The sequence below is a fragment of the Vibrio diazotrophicus genome, assembly GCF_038452265.1.
GTDB classification, from domain to species: domain Bacteria; phylum Pseudomonadota; class Gammaproteobacteria; order Enterobacterales; family Vibrionaceae; genus Vibrio; species Vibrio diazotrophicus.
Genome location: NZ_CP151842.1, coordinates 1,172,392 through 1,193,437, shown reverse-complemented (window position 1 = coordinate 1,193,437; position 21,046 = coordinate 1,172,392). Strand labels below are relative to the sequence as shown.

The following is a 21,046-nucleotide window of genomic DNA, read 5'->3' as shown; positions in this document are numbered from 1 at the left end:
GTATTTTTCGCTATAAGAACGGAGACCAGGCAGGAGCGCGTACACGTCCGTTGGTTGCCGGTAATCTAGCTTTAAATCTTCCGTCTATTGAGACCATCGACAATACGTTGGTCTTGTTGTAGATGGAACTGTATATAACCATACCACCATTCGGCGCAATACTTGGAGACTCATCAAGCAAAGTTTTTGTAAGAACTTGTACTGATCCCGTTTCCAAATCTTGTTTTGCCAGGTTAAAGCCAGAGTTTGAACGATTCACCATAACGAGGAATCGACCATCCGGAGTAATCTGACCGCCTAAATTTTGGCTGCCCTGCCAAGTCAAACGCGTCGTTGCACGGTCTGACAAATTTACTTGATATATCTGTGGTTTACCACCCCGATCTGATGTAAATATGAGCGATTCACCATTCGGATGCCAAAATGGCTCCGTGTTATTTGAGCGACCACTCGTTATTTGCGTCAGCTTACGGGAAGCTAAGTCCAAGGTATACACTTGTAGACTGCCTGTTTTAGACAGTACTAACGCCAACTGTTTTCCGTCAGGAGAAAATTTTGGTGCCCCATTATGACGTGGGTATGACGTCACTTTTTCACGAGTTCCGGTGTAAATGTTCATCAGATAAATTTCTGCCTGACCATTTTGGAAGCTAACGTAAGCCAGTGTTTTGCCATCCGGTGACCATGAAGGCGACATAAGAGGCTGCTTAGAACGAAGAACCAGTCTTTCGTTGTAACCGTCGTAATCTGCAACACGTAACTGATATGGGTACGGATCTTTATCGTTCACGACCACATAAGCAATACGAGTTAAAAACGCACCTTTTTCTCCGGTGAGTTGTTCGTAAACAAGATCTGAAATTCTATGCGCGTATTCACGTAGTCGCTTCGCAGGTACGGTCGCAACCTTGTTGAACAGTACATGATCTTTAGAAAGAACCAACTGGCCATCAGAACTCAGCGCTTTACCTTGCCCTTGAGTCAGTTGCCCACGTACAACGTCTACTAGTTGATAATTGATAACATAGTTACCTTCAGCATTTTGCGTAATGCTTCCTGTAAGCAGCGCATCGACACCGATACTGGTCCAAGCATCAAATTTCACTTGTGTTTCAGTGTACGGAGTTTGCGGCATTTTGCTTGTAGGAATTGGGCTGAATTTCCCACTTCTTTGTAGGTCTGATGAAATAACAGCCGAAACGTCTTGTGGTAACGGAGCGGAACCTTCCCATTTGAATGGAACAATGGCAATTGGGCGCGCAGAGTTAATACCATCGGTAATAACCAGCTCCAACGCTGCATTGGCAAATTGCAGACTACTTGTGATGACAAGTACACATCCTAAAATCAATCGCTTAAACACAAGCTTTATCCTTTTTACTCTGGTACTACGGTTAAATTAATATTTTTCAGTTTTTCGACTACGTCAGAATCGTCTTTCGGTAATGGAAATGTTCCAACTTGCGCTACTGCACGTCTTGTCGCAGAACATAGGCGCGAATCACCGTTCATAACCGATAAGTCACCCACTATTGCGCCTGCGCCCGTTGGAATTAAACGCAAGTTCACCTTACATTCTTTTCCTTTAAAACTATCTTCCAGTAACAAATTTTGCTGAATCATCTGGGTATATATTGCGCCCCAACGTTCGGCTTCACTCATTACGTATTGTGAACGAGCTGAAGTGTTTTGTTGAGCTTCACTTTCTAAGCCTGAAAAGATACTGTTCAGTGCTTTTTCCTGTTCCAAACGCTCTAGCCTTGCTTTTTCTGCTCGTTCTTTCTCTAGTCTCGCTTTTTCAGCCGCTTCTTTTGCCGCTTTTTCTTTCGCTATTCTTTCTTGTTCTGCTTTCTGAGCAGCCTCACGTTCACGACGCGCTTTTTCTTGAGCTTCCTGAGCCGCTTTTTCCTTCGCTACTCTTTCTTGCTCTGCTTTCGCTGCCGCGGCCTCTTTCGCTACACGTTCAGCCTCCGCTTTCTTAGCCGCTTCTTCTTTGGTTTTTCTTTCTGCTTCTGCTTTAGCAGCTTGTTCTTTTGCTACGCGCGCTTTTTCTGCAGCAATCTTTTGCTGCTCTTCTTGCTCTTGACGACGCTTCTCTGCATCTCTCGCTGCTTTAGCTTCTTTGGCTTGCTGCTCTTTCAGCTTACGAATGCGTTCTTCTTCCGCTTTGCGATTCTTTTCTAACTGCTCGCTTTCTCTACGCAGCTTATCCAAACGCTCTTGCTCTTTTTTAGATGCGGCTTCGCGTTGACTACGGATTTTATCCGCTTGCTGCTTGACCAAATTTGGATCGATCACTACCGCTTGCACCATTTGGCCAGAAGGTTCAGGTTTAGACATGGTGAAGTCCGTCCCCCAAAGCAAAGCGGCAATCAAAACTGCATGAAGGCCGACAGAAATCGCTATCGGCTTGGTATATGAATTCTTTTTCGACTTATGATCTTTCATGAACGATGTTAAGCCTATTCCTTGATATCCGTTAACAACCCGACTTTTGGTATACCGGCTCGACTTAATTCATCTAACACAAGTACCACTTCTGCATACGGTGTGGCAGCATCACCACCTACGGCAACCGGAGAGTTTGGCTTAAGTGATAGTTCTGCTTTCACTCTGACGATAATATCTTGTAGCGACAGTCCTCGCTGCACCTCTTCATTGTTGACGCTCAAGCCTAAGTTACCTTCTTTATCAATTTCAACGATGATAAAGCTTGCGTCGCTATCGCCTGCCATTTCTAAAGCAGATTTAGCTGTTGACGTTTTAGGAAGCTCTACATCAACGCCTTGAGTCACAAATGGTGATGTCACCATGAAGATAATCAGCAACACCAACATAACGTCGATGTAAGGTACAACGTTGATTTCAGCAGTGAGTTTACGCTTCTTTGGCTGATAACCGGCCATTGATTATTCCCTACCCGCCATTGCTTGGCGGTGTAAAATGCTATGGAATTCTTCAGAAAACGTTGCGTAAGAGTGCTCTAACTTGCCAACCGTATTACTCAAACGGTTGTATGCCATTACCGCAGGAATTGCAGCAAACAGACCCATTGCGGTCGCAACTAGTGCTTCAGCGATACCCGGCGCGACCATTGCTAATGTGGCTTGCTTTACTGCGCCTAACGCAATGAACGCATGCATAATACCCCAAACCGTACCAAACAATCCGATATAAGGACTAATTGAGCCTACTGTTGCTAGAAATGGTAAGTTTGCTTCTAACTCTTCTACTTCACGTGCCACAGATACGCGCATTGCTCGACCAGTACCTTCCATCACAAAGTCAGGTGAGTCAGAGTTCGTTTTACGTAGACGAGCAAATTCAGTGAAACCTGAATAGAAGATTTCTTCTGTGCCCATGATTTCGTCTTTGCGCTTTTTCACATCTTGATAAAGAACAGCTAAATCTGTACCTGACCAAAACTTATCTTCAAACGCCTCAGCGTCTTTTGTGGCTTTTGACAAAATTTTATAACGCTTGATGATCATCGCCCACGAAACAATCGACATTCCCAAAAGGATAAGCATGACCATTTTGACTAACAAACTGGCCTGAAGGAAAAGGTCGAGAATTGAAATATCAGCTTGCACTGTTGGTTAACTCCGAAATAATTAATTGAGGCATGGCCTTAGGTCTCATCTTCTCATTGTCGATACATGCTACCTTAACTATTGCTTTACACAACACCTTGTTATCAGGATTGACGAGCTCCTGACAGAATATTAGCGATGCTTTCTTTAGTTCAGAAATAGTCGTGACAACATTGAGTTGATCGTCCAATCGAGCACCTTGTATAAAATCGATGTCGGCATGTCTGACAACAAATCCTATGCGTTGTTCCAACAAAACTTGTTGAGATACACCAATTGCACGCAGCATTTCAGTGCGAGCCCTTTCAAAAAATTTGAGGTAGTTCGAATGATAAACGACACCACCTGCATCCGTATCTTCGTAGTAAATGGTGATTGGCCAATGAAACGTTTTCATAATTTTGGATTAATTGATTTACCGAATGAGGTTTTACTATAACGCAACTCATTGTCGATAGTACAAGGGGGAATGAGGTAATTCGTAACAGAGTGTCAAAAAAATTAGCGCTACCTCAAAGAGAAAGCGCTAATTCGTCTAATTCTTCACCAACTGAAAATTCAAACACTTAAGCGAGAAATCGTATCCCAGTGAAAATAATCAGTATCGGAAGTGAAATGTAAGGGCTAAACAATAGCTGCCAAACCCAAAAACGTGGTTTAAACCCTACGCCATACACCATGCTCGAGCACATCGCCCAAATGATCAATGGAGCTACGATGGCATTAAAACCACCAATACTGTCAGCGTAAGATTCTGGGTTCCACATAATAGAAAACAGATGGTAGAAACCCAGAACTAAGGATAAAGCCTTGAATAAGGCTTTATCCATTGGAGAGTGGAACTTGGCAACCTGAGTCGACAAGTTATTCACTATCTTTATCCATCATTTCAGTGTGCTCTAGCCAAAGAGCATTGATGATGCCAAATGCACAAGCGAGTAATACGCCTAAAATCCATGCAAAGTACCACATAATGTTTGCTCCTTAGTAAAGTGAGTTCTTGTTTTCTTCAATGAACTTGTTGTCAAGACGACCAAACATCTTGTAGTAAGTCCATGAAGTGTAAGCCAGAATAATTGGCACCATTACAAATGCGACACCCGTCATTAGATTCAGAGTCAGTTCACTCGATGTAGAATCCCACATGGTTAAGCTGCTCTTCGGATCTAAGCTTGATGGCATTACAAACGGGAACATAGCCAAACCAGAAGTAAAGATAACACCCGCGTTACCTAAGCTTGATGCCAAGAATGCAAAGCCACCTTTCTCAAAACGAGAAGCTAAAGCGGCAAGTAGTGGCATTACCACACCTAATGCAGGCGCAGCCCACATTAACGGGTATTGCTCAAAGTTGTTCATCCAAGCACCCACTTCACGCACGACTTCTTTGTTTAGAGGGTTAGACACTGCATTGCCATCAATGCCACCAGCAATTACATAGCCTTCAATACCTTGAACCCAGAAGCCCGCCGCAACAAATGCAACCGTCGTTAACAGACCCATAAGCTGCGCTACTCCACGCGCACGTGAATGAACTGCATCTGTGGTCTTCATTTGTAGCCAAGAAGCTCCTTGTAGAAGGATCATAAACAAGCTGACCAGACCACATAGAAGTGCAAAGGGATTTAGCAGACCAAAGAATGAACCATGGTAAGTTGGCATCAAGAACTCGTTCAGTTGGAATGGTACGCCTTGTAGCAAGTTACCAAATGCCACACCAAAAATGATTGGCGGAACAAAACCACTGATTGAGATACAGATATCCCATGCATTACGCCATTTTGGTTCTTCAATTTTTGAACGGTAATCAAGACCAAGCGGACGTAACCAAAGCGCCGCCAAAGTCACAATCATCGCTAGGTAAAAACCAGAGAACGACGTTGCGTAAACCAAAGGCCATGCCGCAAACAAAGCACCACCCGCTGTGATCAACCAAACTTGGTTACCATCCCAGTGAGGAGCGATAGAGTTAATCATTACGCGACGTTCATTGTCACTTTTGCCGATAACAGGGACAAGAGCACCAACGCCCATGTCAAAGCCATCTGTAATTGCGAAACCAACCAGCAATACACCAATTAGTACCCACCAGATTAGTCGCAAGATTTCATAATCAAACATGTGTTCTCTCCTTGCTTATGCTTCTACTTGGCGACTAACTTTGTCTTCTACAGAGTTAGCGTCTTGCTCAAAATGGTAACGACCAGTTTTCAGGCTACTAGGGCCTTTACGAGCAAACTTAACCATTAGATATACTTCAGCAATCAGGAATATTGTGTACAGAGCCAAAATCGCGAACAGAGACGTCCAGATTTCACCCGCACTTAACGCAGAAGCGGCGACGTTGGTTGGTAAGATTTCACCAACAGCCCATGGTTGACGACCATATTCAGCCACAAACCAACCAGCTTCAATTGCAATCCAAGGTAGCGGGATACTAAACAGTGCCGCTTTGAGAACCCAAGGTTTCTGTTCGATTTTTTGACGACATGTCTGTACGAATGCCATACCAAATACAAACAGCATGATAAAGCCAACACCCACCATCACACGGAATGACCAGAATAGAGGCCATACTGTTGGAATTGAGTCATCTGCCGCTGCCTGAATTTGATCTTCAGTCGCGTCAGTGACTTTGTCAGTGTAGCGTTTAAGCAGCAAGCCATAACCTAGGTCATTTTTCACTTCATCAAATGCCATCATGTTTTCTGATGATTTATCACCAGCACGAAGTTTTTCTAGAAGTTCATACGCATACATACCGTTACGAATACGATCAACGTGCTCATCACGAAGGTCACGTAGACCTTTTACTTCAGTATCAAATGAACGAGTCGCGATGATGCCCATTACATATGGGATCTTAACTGCGTAATCAGTATGCATGGTTTCTTGGTTTGGAAGACCAAACATGGTGAACGCTGCAGGAGCAGGTTCTGTGTGCCATTCTGCTTCGATAGCAGCCAGCTTCACTTTCTGAACCTCACCAACTTCATAACCAGATTCGTCACCCAGTACGATTACAGACAAAATTGCCGCCATACCGAAAGAAGAAGCAATGGCAAAAGAACGACGAGCGAAAGCAACGTCACGCCCTTTCAACAGGTAGTACGAACTGATACCAAGAATGAACATTGCACCCGTTGTGTAACCAGAAGCCACGGTGTGAACAAACTTAACCTGAGCTACAGGGTTAAATACAACCTCAGCGAAACTCACCATTTCCATACGCATGGTTTCGAAGTTGAATTCAGCACCAACAGGGTTTTGCATCCAGCCGTTAGCGATCAAGATCCAAAGTGCAGAGAAGTTTGAACCTAGTGCTACTAACCATGTAACCGCCAAGTGTTGACGCTTGGTTAATCGGTCCCATCCAAAGAAGAACAAGCCAACAAAGGTAGATTCTAGGAAAAAGGCTACTAAGGCTTCGATAGCAAGAGGTGCACCAAAAATGTCGCCTACGTAGTGAGAGTAATAAGACCAGTTGGTACCAAACTGGAATTCCATTGTCAGGCCTGTTGCCACACCCAATGCGAAGTTGATACCGAAAAGCTTACCCCAGAACTTAGTCATGTCCTTGTAGATCTGCTTGTCAGTCATTACATATAGAGACTCCATGATGGCTAGTAAAAAAGCCATACCGAGGGTCAATGGAACAAACAAGAAGTGATACATCGCTGTCAGTGCGAACTGCAACCGCGACAGATCAACTACGTCAATCATAGTAACTCCTTTGTGCCGGCTGAATGACACCTTATGACATATTACAACAACACAACACCTGTTAAGAATAACGCCAACATGTTGCTATTTAACAGCTAGTTGTTGCATTTATGTACTTTTGTGGTTAGTTAATTGTTAAGTAATAGCTAATATAGCTTGAGCTAATACTACTGAGAAAAAACCTACGTTTCAAAAGATTTCTCAGAGAAAAGCGCTTTGACTTAAATCAAATTAACTGCGTGAATTTTAGACAACAGAACAACAAAATGTCCCAGATCAACAGAAAGTGAACTTTATTGTTAGCATTAGGTAAAAATAATCAGAAGAAGGGAGTTTTGAAGAACAAAGGATTAACAAGCACACAAACTTTGATAACCCTTTATAAGCTTTTAAGATTTTTGAATTGTGATATCGATCACAAAGCGTATGACTACAAATTAATCAAACACAATTGTAACTTTATTTATCCAAACCGAAATGCAGATAGGCGCGGTCAGTAGCAATACGTCCACGTGGTGTTCTTTGTAAATAACCTTGTTGAATTAGATACGGTTCTATAACATCTTCGATGGTATCTTTCTCTTCACCTATTGCCGCTGCAAGGTTATCAAGACCAACAGGGCCACCAGAAAACTTCTCCATAATGGCGAGAAGCAGCTTTCTATCCATGTAGTCAAAGCCCTGATTGTCGACATCCAGCATATTCAATGCTTTGTCTGCGGTGTCATCACATATGTGCCCGTTACCCTTAACTTCCGCATAATCTCGGACACGACGTAATAAACGGTTAGCAATACGAGGTGTTCCTCGTGCTCGACGGGCAATTTCTAATGCACCTTCTCCATCCATAGACAAACCTAGGCAGTTGGCACTGCGCTGAACAATATGTTGCAAGTCAGCAATTTTGTAATATTCCAGACGTTGAACAATACCAAAACGGTCTCTTAGCGGAGAGGTCAGGGAACCCGCTCTGGTTGTTGCCCCGATTAACGTAAATGGAGGCAAATCTATCTTGATAGAACGAGCCGCAGGCCCTTCACCGATCATGATATCCAGTTGATAGTCTTCCATTGCCGGATACAGAACCTCTTCAACCATAGGACTGAGGCGATGAATTTCATCAATGAAGAGCACATCGTTCTCTTCCAAATTGGTGAGCAGTGCCGCTAAGTCACCCGCTTTTTCAAGCACAGGGCCAGAAGTGGTGCGGATATTCACTTCCATCTCATTAGCAACAATATTTGCTAGTGTGGTCTTACCCAACCCGGGAGGGCCGAATATCAGCAGATGGTCGAGAGCTTCACTACGCATTTGCGCAGCTTTGATAAAAATTTCCATTTGATCACGAACGTGATCCTGACCTTGATAATCGGCCAATTTCTTAGGACGAATCGCACGATCAATCACCTCTTCATCTTTAAATGAAGGGTTCATTGGAGCAATGAGGCGATCAGCTTCAATCATATATAGTTTCCTAACGTCTGCTCTTCGTCTTTCTTATGTATCAACACTTCTAAGATAAAACACGTCCGCAATAAACCAAACATTCTAAACCATGGATTTCAATGCTTCACGGATAAGTTGCTCACTGGTCATTCCTGGTTTAGCAACTTGAGACACGACTTTAGCCGCTTGTGGTGCTTTGTAGCCTAGTGAGAGCAGAGCGCTTACCGCTTCATCTTCTGCACCTTGCTCTTGTACATTCGGTCGAGAATCAATTGGAGCAGCGTCAGTAGCTGGCGTAAACAGGTCACCTGCCCCCCAGCCTTTCAAACGGTCTTTCATTTCAACCACTAAGCGCTCGGCCGTCTTCTTACCGACACCTGGCAATTTAACCAAAGTTGAAATGTCTTCTCTCTCAACACAAGAAACAAATTGAGATGCCGTCATACCAGACAGAATACCCAAGCCCATTTTAGGACCCACCCCATTTGCTTTAATCACTTCACGGAACAATGCTCGTTCACTAACAGTATTAAAACCGTAAAGAAGCTGTGCATCTTCTCTGACAACAAAGTGAGTATAAATGATGGCTTCTTCACCGATGTTTGGTAGTTCATAGAAACAACTCATAGGCATTTGCACTTCATAACCAATGCCGCCAACTTCAATTAATAGTTCTGGTGGTTGCTTTTCTATTAGAGTGCCACGAAGACGTCCAATCACTTGAGATTCCTTTGGTTGGGAAATTTGTAATGGAAAAGATGATAATAAATAACTGGATATATAGCCAGTAAAAGATAGGTAAGGAATTTCTCACACTTTCTTCTGTGCCAGATCGAATTCAAACCTATCGGTAGCGCCCTTTTCTGGCACCTGTCGCTTTACCAGCCAGAGCTATCAATGTTTTGTTGGTATTGGCATGACAAATAGCAACACCCAACGCATCGGCTGCGTCCGCTTGTGGCTTTGCAGGTAACTTCAACATTTGTTGAACCATATGCTGAACTTGGGATTTATCGGCACCACCAGTGCCAACAACTGCTTGTTTGATTAGACGTGCTGCATACTCGTAAACCGGCAGGTCTGCGTTTACAGCTGCAACAATAGCGCTGCCTCTCGCCTGCCCTAGCTTGAGTGCAGAGTCAGCGTTCTTCGCCATAAAGACTTGCTCGATAGCAAATACATCCGGTTGAAACTGAGTAATGATTTCGGTGACACCTGCATAGATTTGCTTTAGGCGCGTGGGAAGATCTTTCTCTGAGGTGCGAATGCAGCCACTACCTAAATAATAGAGGTGTCTGCCTTGTTGTTTGATTACGCCATAGCCCGTTATGCGGGAGCCGGGGTCAATCCCTAAAATAATCGACATTCAGTGCCATTTAAGTTTGAAGAACACAAAAAGAATCTAGAAAACGAAAATATTCTAGATAAAGAAAGTGGGCTTACGCCCACGATCTAAAACCTAAAACGAATTATTTACGACGCCAAGTTGTTCCTGCTGGACCGTCTTCTAGAACGATACCCATCTCGTTAAGCTTGTCGCGAGCTAAATCCGCATTTGCCCAATCTTTCGCAGCGCGAGAGTCATTACGTAACTTAATCAAAGCTTCAATTTCTGCCGCTTCATCATCGTCACCTTGACCGCCTTTTAGGAAAACTTCTGGGTCTTGATACAAAATACCAATCACATCAGCAAGTTCACGCATTAATGCGCCAAGAGCACTTGCATGAGCCATATCTTCGTTCTTAAGACGGTTCACTTCGCGAGCCATATCAAACAGCACAGAATAAGCTTCAGGTGTATTGAAGTCGTCATTCATCGCAGCTGTAAAGCGGCTAACATACTCTTCACCACCCGCTGCGGCTGCGTTCATATCTAAACCACGAAGTGCAGTATATAAACGCTCAAGAGAAGCACGCGATTGGTTCAGGTTCTCTTCGCTGTAGTTCAGCTGGCTACGGTAATGACCCGACATCAAGAAGTAGCGTACCGTTTCTTGGTCGTAGTGGTTCAATACATCACGAATAGTAAAGAAGTTGCCTAGTGATTTCGACATTTTCTCTCTGTCTACCATCACCATGCCACTGTGCATCCACGTATTTACATATTGAGTACCGTGCGCACAACAAGACTGTGCAATTTCATTTTCATGGTGTGGGAACATTAGATCTGAGCCACCACCGTGAATATCGAAATGATTACCTAAGATCGAAGAGTTCATCGCTGAACACTCAATATGCCAACCTGGGCGACCCGGTCCCCATGGCGATTCCCAAGTCGGTTCTCCCGGTTTAGACATTTTCCAAAGTACAAAGTCTAATGGGCTACGTTTTGCTGTTTCGATATCAACGCGAGCGCCAGCTTGCAGTTGGTCTAGGTCTTGGCGAGACAACTTACCGTATTCATCATATTTGCTTACTTCAAACATTACGTCGCCGTTGTCCGCAACATAAGCAAAGCCACGCTCAATTAAACGTTCAACCAGTTCAATGATTTCTTGGATATAAGCCGTTGCACGAGGTTCAATATCAGGGCGTTTGATGTTTAGCGCATCAAAGTCTGTGTACATTTCTTGAATCAGGCGTTCAGTCAGTGAATCACATGACTCTTTATTCTCAGAGGCGCGCTTAATGATTTTGTCGTCGATGTCAGTGATATTACGAACGAATGTTAAATCGTAACCCAAGTAACGAAGGTAACGCGCAACAACATCAAATGAAACGAATGTACGGCCATGTCCGATATGACAAAGATCATATATGGTCACTCCACAGACATACATGCCGACTTTACCAGCAGTAATGGGTTTAAATTCCTCTTTCTGTTTTGTTAGTGAGTTATATATTTTCAGCATGATCTCTATCTAATTACCGTTAAAACCAAAATAGTTGTGCAGTATAACAACTCTGTTATCGCTAGGTCATCCATTTGATGTTTTGAATGAGCAAAAAGTTAAGCTAAAATCCAATACTCATACAAAACAAGCAAAGGTAATGCACATGATCACCCTTCATACAAACTTTGGTGACATTAAAGTTCAGCTGAATACAGAGCAAGCGCCAGAAACTAGCGCAAACTTTTTACAGTACTGCCGTGATGGTTTCTACGACAACACTCTTTTCCACCGTGTTATCGACGGCTTCATGATCCAAGGTGGCGGTATGACTTCTGGTCTACGTGAAAAAGAGACTCGCGCACCTATCCGTAACGAAGCAAACAACGGCCTAAGCAACAAAGTAGGCACGCTTGCAATGGCTCGTACTATGGAACCACACTCTGCAAGTTCTCAATTCTTCATCAACGTAAACAACAACACATTCCTAGACTTCCGTTCAGAAAGCTTAGATGGTTGGGGTTACTGTGTTTTTGCTGAAGTTGTAGAAGGCATGGATGTAGTAAACAAAATTAAAGGTGTAAGCACTGGCTCTTACGGTATGCACCAAGACGTACCACTAGAAGATGTTGTCATTACTGGCACAACTATCGAAGAGTAATCTTTAAAGTGGAGCGCGAAATGCGCTCCACTGCCTATCACTCAACATAAAATACTCTTCCTATGCATACATTATTTATTTCAGATCTCCATCTCACTCCTAAGCGCCCAGATATTACCGATTGTTTTATCTCTTTTATGCGTGAAGACGCCATTAAGGCAGACGCACTCTATGTACTAGGCGATCTTTTCGATTTTTGGATTGGTGATGATGATCCGACCAACTTTGCCGAGCAGATTAAAAGCGAATTTAAAACACTAGTTAGCAAAGGCGTCCCAGTATTCTTCTCACACGGCAACCGTGATTTTCTTGTTGGAAAGAAATTTGCAAAACAAACCGGCATCACTCTGCTCGAAGAAGAACAGGTTGTTGATCTTTACGGTGAAAAAGTCGTGGTACTTCATGGTGATACATTATGCACAGAAGACGTTCGCTATTTAGCATTTAGAGAGAAAGTGCATAAACCGTGGTTACAGTGGGTTTTCAATCGCCTACCTTTCTTCATCAAAACTCGAATTGTAAGAAAGATCCAATCTGATACCAGCAGCGATAAAAGCAACAAATCAATGTCTATTATGGATGTGACCCCCAGCGAAGTTTTGGCTGTGATGGAAAAGCATCAGGTAAATACCATGATTCACGGACATACTCATCGCCCAAACATCCATAAGATTTCAGCATCAGGTGAAGAAAAGACTCGCATCGTTTTAGGTGATTGGTACACACAAGGCTCTATACTTGTTTATTCAGACCATGGATATGAACTGCAAAACAAAAAATTTGCATCATAAAATTGGTGATCGATGTCGCAGAGGGATTTGAGTATGTGCACAATAAATCGATTTTATATTGATATAATTGGCACACCAAAAATGGAGTTAGGGTAAAGCCTTGAAGTACTCGTATATCGCTAGACAGCCTATATTAGATAGTGACCGAAAAACTTTCGGTTATGAACTACTATTCAGAGACGGGCCGAAGAACACTTTTCCTGAAATAGATCCCGATAAAGCAACCAGCAGACTGCTTTCGGATCATTTCCTTTCGACCCACTATCAGACATTGGGTAATCACGTAGGCTTTGTAAACTTCCCTTATCAGAGCTTAGTGAACCTTGTCCCTACGCTCTTCCCGTCAGACAGTTTAGTGGTTGAAGTTCTAGAAGATTGTGAGCCTACATCAGAGCTTTTAGACGCGATTAAAAAGATGGCTAAACAAGGTTATAGAATTGCGCTAGATGACTTTGTACCAAGTAAAGAATGGCAGCCTTTTTTACCTTATGTCTCTTTCATCAAATTTGATATTCGCATCGTCCCCATCGCAAAAGCGGGTCTATTCATCAGTAAACTGCGAGGTTCAAAAATTAAGTTTTTAGCCGAGAAAGTTGAAACCTATGATGAATTTGAGCAAGCGAAAAAAGCTGGGTTTGACTATTTTCAAGGTTATTTCTTTAGTAAGCCTGAGATCATCCAACGCAAAGCTTTGCAGCCAACGTTTTTAACCATAGTTCAGCTGTGTAAAGAGATAGCGAAAGAAGAGATAGACTACAAGGAATTAGAATCCTTGATAGCTCGAGATCTGTCGCTATCCTATAAGCTGCTCACTTTTGTTAATGCTTCAGCTATCGTTAGCTCAAAGATTCAGTCATTTAAGCAAGCACTGGTGTATTTAGGTGAACAACGCCTGCGTCAGTTTATTTCTCTAGTGGCCATTGCATCAACTGACAGCTCTAAGCCTAACTATCTCTATGGCCTTTCCATTCAACGCGCTCGTTTTTGTCAATTGGCGTGGTGCAAAAGCGGACAACGTAGTGACGCAGATCTTGCGTTCCTTACCGGAATGTTTTCGTTGCTCGACTGCCTGTTAGATCAACCTCTAGAAAGTATCGTTGAACTCATTCCCATCGATGAAGCGGTGAAGCTTGCATTAACCAAAGGTGAAGGAGCTTTAGGCAAGATTTTATCACTGTCAAAAGCCTATGAGCATGCCGACTGGGAGAGAGTTTCTGAATTGGGCATCAGTTTAGAACTGAGCGATGAAGTATTAAGTCAGTGTTATGATGAAGCTCTTCAATGGAGCGCAGATCTACTGCAAGTCGATATATAGACTTTCCCTCTGCACATCCCTAAACTTGGCTTCACTTTTTGAAGCCATTTTATATCCAATACCTAATGACTAGTTGCTACTGCGGAAATACACAATCCTATTCGGAATGCTGCCAACCTATCCACAACGACCATGTTCTTGCTCACACTCCTGAGCAACTAATGCGAGCTCGTTATAGTGCCCATGTACTAGGCTTAGTCGATTTCGTTGTGAATACCTATCACCCTTCTTGCAATGCTGAAAACGACCGAGCAGCGATTGCAGATTCTATCAATAGTGATTGGTGCAGATTAGAAGTGATCAACAGCGAAAATGGGGCAACTGCCAACGAAGGCTTTGTCCATTTCAAAGCATATTTGAAAGACCAAGGCAAAGAACTGTGTTTAGAAGAGCGTTCGCGCTTTATCCGTGAAGATAGCCTATGGTTTTACATAGACGGTGAGTTTCCAAAGTCTTATGAAGCTAAGAAAATCGGCCGCAATGACCCGTGTCTATGTGGCAGTGGTAAGAAGTATAAAAAGTGCTGCGGCTAAATCTACCCGCTTCGTTTTATTCGAAAATAAATACCAAACCGCTATAAAAGCAAACGCCAGTCTCTAGACTGGCGCTTTAAATTACTCTTGGTCAATCATCCAACGGCGGAAGGCCTTACGCTCTTCGGTTGATGACTGCAAATACCAAGCTTTTAACTGTTCAACATTGTTCGTAATGACTTGGGGTTTAGGTGCTTTATCGCTTGTTGCTGAGTTTGCAGTAACCTTAGCAACTTGGACTGCTACTGGCTGATCAACAACCTGACCATTCTCAAAGTAAATACCACGAGATTGGTTATGTTCCGCAATCAACTTCTCCATACCTAGATAAGGAAATAAGCCAGACTTACCTTTTAGAACTTCTTGCTTGTAGCTAATTACTTTTCCATCCTGCTCAAGTAACCAATTTGGTTGGTCAGATTTAAAAGCCTTATCTGCTTCCATTTTGCTACGAGCTTGAGGATGAGCAATTTTTAAATCACTATGCACATTTTCAATATTTAAAACATATGGTTTTGAAGTAAAGACATCAGAACTACTCGCTCCAGCAGGTGCCATATTTTTATCCATACGCACTACAACCTGATTAAAGCCGTCTTTGAGCTGATTCTCTGCCAACTTTTCTTCTGCAGGTTGACCATTAACGTAAAGTATTGAAACACCCGAACTAGGAATAATACTTGCAGCAACAGAAATGCCACTAAAAGAGAACGCAGCTACCAAAACAGCCCATAATTTGTTAGTCATCCACTCACCCTTAATTATTCATATTGTATTAATAACTTTTACCAAAAGTATATTAAGTAAAAAAGCCACCATAAGGTGGCTTTTACATAAAATTTCAATTTCTTAAGAAATTAGAAAGAAGCTTTAACACCAACAGCTGCTAGGTTGTCGTTGTTAAGAGTCTCATCGCTATCTACGCCTGCAAATTCAACATATGCAGTAGTAGAAGGAGCCAAAGCATAACCAGCGTTTACAAACCAACGAGAAGAATCAGTGTTAGCAACATCTGAGCTAGAATCAGAGTAACCAGTACCAAAGTTCCATTTACCCATAGTGTAATCAGCAGCTAGAGCCCAAGTGTCATTGTCTTGATTAGCGTTAGCTTCAGTACGATCTACTGTGTAGTAACCTACTGACAGATTTAAATTCTCAATAGCGCCGTACGCAACTTCAGCACCAAATAGAGTATTTGAAGTGCCGTTTGCTTGATCATCATCGTAATCTGCCACGATTGCTTTAAGGTCGAAACCAGCAACACGAACACCTACATAACCATCAATGTAATCGCCTTCAGAGCCTTGGTTTTGAGCATTGTCATTAGCATTGTTTTTGCCAACTTTACCGTCAATCTTGTTTTGAACATAACCAAGAGTTGCGTAGAACATGCCATTGTCGTAGTCATAACGAACCGCTTCGTCTTGACATTCAAATGTGTCAGAAGAGAAGAATGCATCAATACCGAATTGGTAGTCGTTACCAATACCAATATCATCGATTGCAGTACATAGACGACCTAACTTAATAGAACCAAAGTCCGCAGTGTAAAGAGCAACGTAGTTATCGCCGTTCTTAGTCCACTCTTCGTTGTTAGTGTCTGAACCGTTAAACTCCCACATTGCACCAAAAGAAACTTGGTCATTGATTGCGTAACGTACATCAAAACCAAAATCTGCATCTTCGATTTGTTGGCTCATAGAAGCTGAAGAAGTAGAGTTTTGGTAAGTGATTTCGATGTCACCTTTAAGGTTAACAGTTACACCGTCTTGGTTGTAAAGTTCGATACCAGCTTGTGCTGAACCTGCTGCTGCAAGAACAGCTAGTGCTAATAGAGTCTTTTTCATAATAATCCACTGCCTTTTCTTAAATTTGGGAAATCCTTGTCCGGTTCCCTTTTATTTTTGATGGTAGTGACCAACTCTTCGGTTAGTTCCTACCGCCACTAAATTTCGAGGTTTAGATTGCAAAAGAATATCCTGCGTGTCAAATACTCTAAATTGGTCGCATAAAAATAAATAAAATCATTTTAAATCATTAACTTAATCTAAAAAATGAACATTTATCAAACAGGATGTATTGAAATATTCATAAAAATGTAAACGTTTCACAAACAACTAGATTGGTATTTAATTCTGAAAAATACATTCAAATACGCATTAATTAGAATTAAATAAACTCGTTATCAATATTGTAAAGTTTTATATTTTTTATTTTGTAAATTAAATTTAAGTTCCTGAAGGTTCAGTTTTTTTTTGTGAAGGAGATCTATATTCCTTTTAAAATGATGCAAATTCGTGAGCTACGTAGGATTTGTAAACTGTGCTAACATGCGATTCCCGTCACGCAGGGCTCGTTATGCTTACAAAAAAAATCCAACAATCGATCCGCAGTAGTTACCAAAACCTGCAAAATCAGCTCGATAATTTCGTTCCTCGCCGAGCGCAAAACTTTCTTGTTGCAGAAATTGCAAAGACATTGTGTGGCAGCTATCACAAGTCAACTCGGATGATGGTGGCTGAAGCTGGCACCGGAATTGGTAAATCACTCGCCTATCTAATGGGAGTGATTCCTGTCGCGGTCTCCAATAATCGTAAAGTTGTGGTATCCACCGCCACAGTTGCATTGCAAGAACAGCTGATTCATAAAGATTTACCTCTATATAGACGAATCACTGACCAAACTTTTACGTTTATTATTGCTAAAGGTCGCCAACGCTATTGCTGCGCTGAAAAGTTGGCCGCAGCTTCAGGCGCAGATGGTGCTCAACTCGCAATGTTTGAAACCAAGCCCAAGGCTGCTGACATCAACATGTTAGAGACCATGTTTGACGCCTTTAATAGAGGAAACTGGGACGGAGACAGAGATTCCTGGCCTAAAACGATCAGTGATGAAATCTGGAGCTCTATTGTCAGCGACAAACACAGCTGTAACGGCAGCTTTCCGGCACACAGACACTGTCCATTCCAAAAAGCACGTTCAGAACTCGATAAAGCGGATGTGATTATTGCAAACCACAGTTTAGTGATGGCAGATGCCGAATTGGGTGGCGGTGTTATCTTACCTGAGCCTGAAAACACAATTTATATCTTCGACGAAGCACACCACCTTCCTCATGTTGCTAGGGATCACGCTTCAGCCGCAACTTCGTTAAAAGGGGCAGCCTCTTGGCTTGAAAGTCTCAACCGCTCTTTACCTAAATTGAGCAATCTCGCTGATGCAAAACGGGCATCTCGCTTTTTAGATGAAGCACAAACCGCAATCCAAGAGTTAATTCCTGGATTAAGCCAGCTGACCCAGCGCTTTGATCCCGCTTCTTTTGAAGACAACATTTATCGCTTTGAGCACGGCGATTTGCCTCAGTGGCTGGAAGAAGAATCAAAGCATCTAAAACGCCAGAGCCAGAAGGCTAATCAAAGTGTTGCGAAAATTGCAGATTTGATAGCGGAAAAAGTAAAGGAAGGAGAACTGGCTTCTCGCTTAGCTGAGCCTGCGCTGACGGAACTGGGTTTCTACATTCAACGTTTAGACAATTTATACCAAGTATGGAACCTAATGGCTGAACCTAAACGAGAAAAAGGCGCACCGCTGGCTCGTTGGCTACAAACCCATACTGAACGTGAAGGCGACTTTACAGTTCACGTTTCTCCTTTAGAAATCGGTTGGCAGCTTGATCAACAAATTTGGAGTCGTTGTATCGGTGCTATTCTGGTATCAGCAACATTACGGGCTCTCAACTCGTTCAGTTTTTTCTGTCGCCAAGCAGGTATCAGTGAAAAACCTGAAGATGGTGTTCAATTTCTCTCACTGGCATCACCGTTTAACTACATAGAGCAGGGAGAACTGTTGGTTCCTGTAATGAAACTTGAACCACCTGCGAAAGATTTTACTCCTTATCTCGCTGATAAAGTAAAAGAGTATCTAGTTGCTGACAAAGCCAACCTTGTCTTGTTTGCTTCTTATTGGCAGATGAAAGAAGTCGCGGAAAAGTTGTCCTCAACCATCACTCAAAAGGGTTGGACACTTCAGATTCAAGGTGAAAAATCTCGCGGAGAAATTCTAAAAAAACATAAAATGCTCGTGCAGTGCGGAAAAACAAGCGTGTTATTTGGTACGGGAAGTTTTTCGGAAGGATTAGACTTACCGGGTGACTTATTAGAAAACCTGATTATTACCAAGATACCGTTTGCTGTTCCAACCTCACCTGTAGAGCAGGCACACGCTGAGTATATTGAACATCGTGGCGGTAATCCGTTTTTACAAATATCGGTACCAGAAGCAAGTAAAAAGCTGATTCAATCTGTAGGACGTTTGCTGCGTAAAGAGCAGGATTCTGGTAGAGTCGTGATACTTGATCGCAGAGTGGTATCAAAACGATACGGAAAGGCGTTGTTAGACTCCCTTCCTCCGTTTAAGCGAACCATCGAATATTAATAAACGTGCTAGTTCCCTTGCTGTTTGCTACTGCAAGGGAGTTGATGCTGTTCATTTGCGCCAATCACTATCATTAAAGAAAAAGTAAACTATGTTCATGAGGTCTCATTCGCTTGCTGCTTGACTGCAGCCCCAATAGTTTGGGTTGATCCTCCCCTACTTATCACTTAAAAAAATAGAAATCAGGAACGTATTTTTGATTGAATTTGTCGAACCAACCATGTTGGTCGTGTTGGCTTTAGTAGCTTTTATTGCTGGATTTATAGACGCTGTCGCCGGCGGTGGTGGCATGCTAACTGTCCCTACATTGCTTTCTTTAGGGCTGCCTCCACATATTGCTCTGGGTACAAATAAACTTGCTGCGACTTTTGCATCCTCCACTGCTGCATTTACTTATTACCGAAAGAAGCTCTTTAAGCCGAAGTACTGGCTGCGAGCGTTCGTGATGACTCTAATCGGTGCAACTGTGGGTACCCTTGTCGTTGATGCTATCAGCACCGACTGGTTACAAAAAGTGCTCCCGTTAATCATTCTTGCTGCTGCAATTTATACAGTTTGGCACAAAGCCCCTACAACGGTACAAAATGAAATGCCTGCCGGATGTAAGAAATTCAATACTAAGCAATATCTACAAGGTTTTGGCTTAGGGTTTTACGATGGCCTAGCTGGCCCAGGAACAGGGGCATTCTGGACAGTGAGTTCCATGGCGCTTTATCGCTTAAACATCCTGTTGGCATCTGGTTTAGCCAAAGCAATGAATTTCACCAGCAACCTGACGTCGTTGATCACCTTCGCGATTTTAGGCCATATTGACTGGGTACTCGGTTTAACCATGGGTGTTTGTTTAATGGCTGGCGCTTTTGTCGGAGCGCATTCCGCGATTCGTTTTGGCGCTAAATTTATTCGCCCTGTATTTGTCACCGTAGTCAGTATACTTGCGGTAAAACTTGCTTATGACGCTTGGTTTGTGACGCTATGAAAGACTTGTCTAGATTAAATTCGATCATTGAAGAACTTAAATCAACTGCTGCACTGATTGACCGAACTCGAGGTGAACACTATCGCCCTTTGTTTGATGACACCTTGTTTCACTGCCACGGTAAGCTTTTGACTCCGTGTGTTATAGAAACAGAAAGTACATTGAATGCCATTCTCCGAGAGCAAAAGGCGGGAAAACTGACTCAACCTCGGGCGGAGTATCTTACAGAACGTCTTCTTGCTCAGATTGGCGCAATTCAGCGCGAAATGTCAACCCAAGCTATTCGCAAGAAAGAACCAAAACATTACAGAGACACAAGGAAGCCAATCAGCGATTTGTATCAGGATCTTGCACAGCACCAAGACTGGGAACGAAGACTGATGCTCCTTGTTCAAGATAAGCAAATGGCAGTCGAGGGCACGTTTGGAGCTGAGAAAACAAGTGCTCAGCAAGCGTTGCTCGCAGCGGAACAGAGACTTAAACGCTGTCAGGAAGCGAAAACAAAAATTGAAAAACAGATTACCTTTAGAGAGAAGAATCAATAAATGAACGACACCAGCTCTTCTTTAGAAAATGCACCCGATGAAATCAAGCTTGCCGTTGATCTTATTTGTCTTCTGGAATCCAATAACGTCGACACCAAAGTTGCTCTCGCAGCGTTAGAAATCGTAAAGTCCGATTTTCAAGCTAAGTTAGAAAAGGAAAAGAGCGCTTAATTCGCGCTCTTCTTTATTAAAATA

Annotated in this window: 23 protein-coding genes; 8 read left to right on the top strand and 15 right to left on the bottom strand. The window is 42.7% G+C overall.

The genetic code is table 11. The annotated features are described in order from the left end of the window. Positions 1–10: 10 nt before the first annotated feature. The 13 genes from tolB to cysS all read right to left on the bottom strand — a co-directional run bounded on the left by tolB (position 11) and on the right by cysS (position 11,614). Positions 11–1,363, bottom strand: a complete 1,353-nt coding sequence (gene tolB, locus AAGA51_RS05390) for a Tol-Pal system beta propeller repeat protein TolB (RefSeq protein WP_042486599.1) — start codon at positions 1,361–1,363, stop codon at positions 11–13. Positions 1,364–1,377: 14 nt separating this feature from the next. Then, positions 1,378–2,448, bottom strand: a complete 1,071-nt coding sequence (gene tolA / locus AAGA51_RS05385) for a cell envelope integrity protein TolA (RefSeq protein ID WP_042486603.1) — start codon at positions 2,446–2,448, stop codon at positions 1,378–1,380. Between the two features lie 14 nt (positions 2,449–2,462). Next, positions 2,463–2,906 carry a protein TolR gene (gene tolR, locus AAGA51_RS05380; RefSeq protein WP_042486605.1) on the bottom strand — a complete coding sequence of 148 codons (444 nt, stop codon included), beginning with the start codon at positions 2,904–2,906 and terminating at the stop codon, positions 2,463–2,465. Between the two features lie 3 nt (positions 2,907–2,909). Continuing rightward, on the bottom strand, positions 2,910–3,593 hold the full coding sequence (gene tolQ / locus AAGA51_RS05375; RefSeq protein ID WP_042486608.1) for a protein TolQ: 684 nt from the start codon (positions 3,591–3,593) through the stop codon (positions 2,910–2,912). Then, positions 3,583–3,990: a tol-pal system-associated acyl-CoA thioesterase gene (gene ybgC, locus AAGA51_RS05370; RefSeq protein ID WP_042486611.1), complete on the bottom strand. Its 408-nt coding sequence runs from the start codon at positions 3,988–3,990 to the stop codon at positions 3,583–3,585. Before ybgC ends, tolQ begins: the two co-directional genes overlap by 11 nt. Before the next feature lie 169 nt (positions 3,991–4,159). Further along, the gene (gene ybgE / locus AAGA51_RS05365) at positions 4,160–4,465 is read right to left on the bottom strand and encodes a cyd operon protein YbgE (RefSeq protein ID WP_042486614.1); all 306 of its coding nucleotides are present in this window, start codon (positions 4,463–4,465) and stop codon (positions 4,160–4,162) included. Then, positions 4,458–4,565 (bottom strand): cytochrome bd-I oxidase subunit CydX, encoded by a 108-nt coding sequence (gene cydX, locus AAGA51_RS05360; protein ID WP_000270285.1) that lies wholly within the window; start codon positions 4,563–4,565, stop codon positions 4,458–4,460. Before cydX ends, ybgE begins: the two co-directional genes overlap by 8 nt. A 12-nt stretch (positions 4,566–4,577) precedes the next feature. Beyond that, positions 4,578–5,714, bottom strand: coding sequence for a cytochrome d ubiquinol oxidase subunit II (gene cydB, locus AAGA51_RS05355; RefSeq protein WP_042486619.1), 1,137 nt, complete (start codon positions 5,712–5,714; stop codon positions 4,578–4,580). Positions 5,715–5,729: 15 nt separating this feature from the next. Beyond that, a complete protein-coding gene (gene cydA, locus AAGA51_RS05350) occupies positions 5,730–7,316 on the bottom strand; it encodes a cytochrome ubiquinol oxidase subunit I (protein WP_042486621.1) in 1,587 nt (528 codons plus the stop codon). Positions 7,317–7,775: 459 nt separating this feature from the next. Continuing rightward, complete coding sequence (ruvB, locus tag AAGA51_RS05345; RefSeq protein ID WP_042486624.1) at positions 7,776–8,780, bottom strand: Holliday junction branch migration DNA helicase RuvB; 1,005 nt, start codon at positions 8,778–8,780, stop codon at positions 7,776–7,778. A gap of 84 nt (positions 8,781–8,864) precedes the next feature. Continuing rightward, positions 8,865–9,482, bottom strand: a complete 618-nt coding sequence (gene ruvA / locus AAGA51_RS05340) for a Holliday junction branch migration protein RuvA (RefSeq protein WP_042486627.1) — start codon at positions 9,480–9,482, stop codon at positions 8,865–8,867. Between the two features lie 124 nt (positions 9,483–9,606). Further along, complete coding sequence (gene ruvC, locus AAGA51_RS05335; RefSeq protein WP_042486630.1) at positions 9,607–10,128, bottom strand: crossover junction endodeoxyribonuclease RuvC; 522 nt, start codon at positions 10,126–10,128, stop codon at positions 9,607–9,609. Between the two features lie 103 nt (positions 10,129–10,231). Further along, positions 10,232–11,614: a cysteine--tRNA ligase gene (gene cysS / locus AAGA51_RS05330; protein ID WP_042486633.1), complete on the bottom strand. Its 1,383-nt coding sequence runs from the start codon at positions 11,612–11,614 to the stop codon at positions 10,232–10,234. Positions 11,615–11,759: 145 nt separating this feature from the next. Here cysS and AAGA51_RS05325 point away from each other — a divergent pair, with 145 nt between their 5' ends. The 4 genes from AAGA51_RS05325 to AAGA51_RS05310 all read left to right on the top strand — a co-directional run bounded on the left by AAGA51_RS05325 (position 11,760) and on the right by AAGA51_RS05310 (position 14,893). Beyond that, entirely contained in the window at positions 11,760–12,254 is a 495-nt protein-coding gene (locus tag AAGA51_RS05325; protein ID WP_042486635.1) for a peptidylprolyl isomerase, read from the top strand. Positions 12,255–12,316: 62 nt separating this feature from the next. After that, complete coding sequence (lpxH, locus tag AAGA51_RS05320) at positions 12,317–13,045, top strand: UDP-2,3-diacylglucosamine diphosphatase (RefSeq protein WP_042486638.1); 729 nt, start codon at positions 12,317–12,319, stop codon at positions 13,043–13,045. A gap of 100 nt (positions 13,046–13,145) precedes the next feature. Next, positions 13,146–14,360 (top strand): EAL and HDOD domain-containing protein, encoded by a 1,215-nt coding sequence (locus AAGA51_RS05315; protein WP_042486640.1) that lies wholly within the window; start codon positions 13,146–13,148, stop codon positions 14,358–14,360. A 65-nt stretch (positions 14,361–14,425) separates the two neighbouring features. Beyond that, positions 14,426–14,893, top strand: a complete 468-nt coding sequence (locus AAGA51_RS05310; RefSeq protein WP_081878720.1) for a YchJ family protein — start codon at positions 14,426–14,428, stop codon at positions 14,891–14,893. Between the two features lie 81 nt (positions 14,894–14,974). Here the strand turns inward: AAGA51_RS05310 and AAGA51_RS05305 are convergent, their stop codons facing one another. Together AAGA51_RS05305 and AAGA51_RS05300 are read right to left on the bottom strand one after the other, a co-directional pair. Next, the gene (locus AAGA51_RS05305) at positions 14,975–15,640 is read right to left on the bottom strand and encodes a YccT family protein (RefSeq protein ID WP_042486644.1); all 666 of its coding nucleotides are present in this window, start codon (positions 15,638–15,640) and stop codon (positions 14,975–14,977) included. 110 nt (positions 15,641–15,750) lie between these two features. Beyond that, positions 15,751–16,740, bottom strand: coding sequence for a porin (locus AAGA51_RS05300; protein WP_042486647.1), 990 nt, complete (start codon positions 16,738–16,740; stop codon positions 15,751–15,753). Positions 16,741–17,251: 511 nt separating this feature from the next. Between AAGA51_RS05300 and dinG the strand changes: the two genes are divergently transcribed. The 4 genes from dinG (at position 17,252) to rsmS (ending at position 21,022) form a co-directional block, all read left to right on the top strand. Next, entirely contained in the window at positions 17,252–19,327 is a 2,076-nt protein-coding gene (dinG, locus tag AAGA51_RS05295) for an ATP-dependent DNA helicase DinG (protein ID WP_042486650.1), read from the top strand. A gap of 199 nt (positions 19,328–19,526) precedes the next feature. Further along, positions 19,527–20,306, top strand: coding sequence for a TSUP family transporter (locus tag AAGA51_RS05290; RefSeq protein ID WP_042486916.1), 780 nt, complete (start codon positions 19,527–19,529; stop codon positions 20,304–20,306). Then, entirely contained in the window at positions 20,303–20,851 is a 549-nt protein-coding gene (locus AAGA51_RS05285; protein ID WP_042486653.1) for a primosomal replication protein, read from the top strand. Before AAGA51_RS05290 ends, AAGA51_RS05285 begins: the two co-directional genes overlap by 4 nt. Next, on the top strand, positions 20,852–21,022 hold the full coding sequence (gene rsmS, locus AAGA51_RS05280; RefSeq protein ID WP_042486656.1) for a pleiotropic regulatory protein RsmS: 171 nt from the start codon (positions 20,852–20,854) through the stop codon (positions 21,020–21,022). Positions 21,023–21,046: the final 24 nt, after the last annotated feature.

Bases quoted from the DNA above. Each gene is read 5' to 3' on its own strand.
- tolA (WP_042486603.1), bottom strand. From the start codon at position 2,448: ATGAAAGATCATAAGTCGAAAAAGAATTCATATACCAAGCCGATAGCG.
- tolR (WP_042486605.1), bottom strand. From the start codon at position 2,906: ATGGCCGGTTATCAGCCAAAGAAGCGTAAACTCACTGCTGAAATCAAC.
- ybgC (WP_042486611.1), bottom strand. From the start codon at position 3,990: ATGAAAACGTTTCATTGGCCAATCACCATTTACTACGAAGATACGGAT.
- cydX (WP_000270285.1), bottom strand. From the start codon at position 4,565: ATGTGGTACTTTGCATGGATTTTAGGCGTATTACTCGCTTGTGCATTT.
- cydB (WP_042486619.1), bottom strand. From the start codon at position 5,714: ATGTTTGATTATGAAATCTTGCGACTAATCTGGTGGGTACTAATTGGT.
- cydA (WP_042486621.1), bottom strand. From the start codon at position 7,316: ATGATTGACGTAGTTGATCTGTCGCGGTTGCAGTTCGCACTGACAGCG.
- ruvB (WP_042486624.1), bottom strand. From the start codon at position 8,780: ATGATTGAAGCTGATCGCCTCATTGCTCCAATGAACCCTTCATTTAAA.
- ruvC (WP_042486630.1), bottom strand. From the start codon at position 10,128: ATGTCGATTATTTTAGGGATTGACCCCGGCTCCCGCATAACGGGCTAT.
- cysS (WP_042486633.1), bottom strand. From the start codon at position 11,614: ATGCTGAAAATATATAACTCACTAACAAAACAGAAAGAGGAATTTAAA.
- AAGA51_RS05325 (WP_042486635.1), top strand. From the start codon at position 11,760: ATGATCACCCTTCATACAAACTTTGGTGACATTAAAGTTCAGCTGAAT.
- lpxH (WP_042486638.1), top strand. From the start codon at position 12,317: ATGCATACATTATTTATTTCAGATCTCCATCTCACTCCTAAGCGCCCA.
- AAGA51_RS05310 (WP_081878720.1), top strand. From the start codon at position 14,426: ATGACTAGTTGCTACTGCGGAAATACACAATCCTATTCGGAATGCTGC.
- AAGA51_RS05305 (WP_042486644.1), bottom strand. From the start codon at position 15,640: ATGACTAACAAATTATGGGCTGTTTTGGTAGCTGCGTTCTCTTTTAGT.
- AAGA51_RS05300 (WP_042486647.1), bottom strand. From the start codon at position 16,740: ATGAAAAAGACTCTATTAGCACTAGCTGTTCTTGCAGCAGCAGGTTCA.
- dinG (WP_042486650.1), top strand. From the start codon at position 17,252: ATGCTTACAAAAAAAATCCAACAATCGATCCGCAGTAGTTACCAAAAC.
- AAGA51_RS05285 (WP_042486653.1), top strand. From the start codon at position 20,303: ATGAAAGACTTGTCTAGATTAAATTCGATCATTGAAGAACTTAAATCA.
- rsmS (WP_042486656.1), top strand. From the start codon at position 20,852: ATGAACGACACCAGCTCTTCTTTAGAAAATGCACCCGATGAAATCAAG.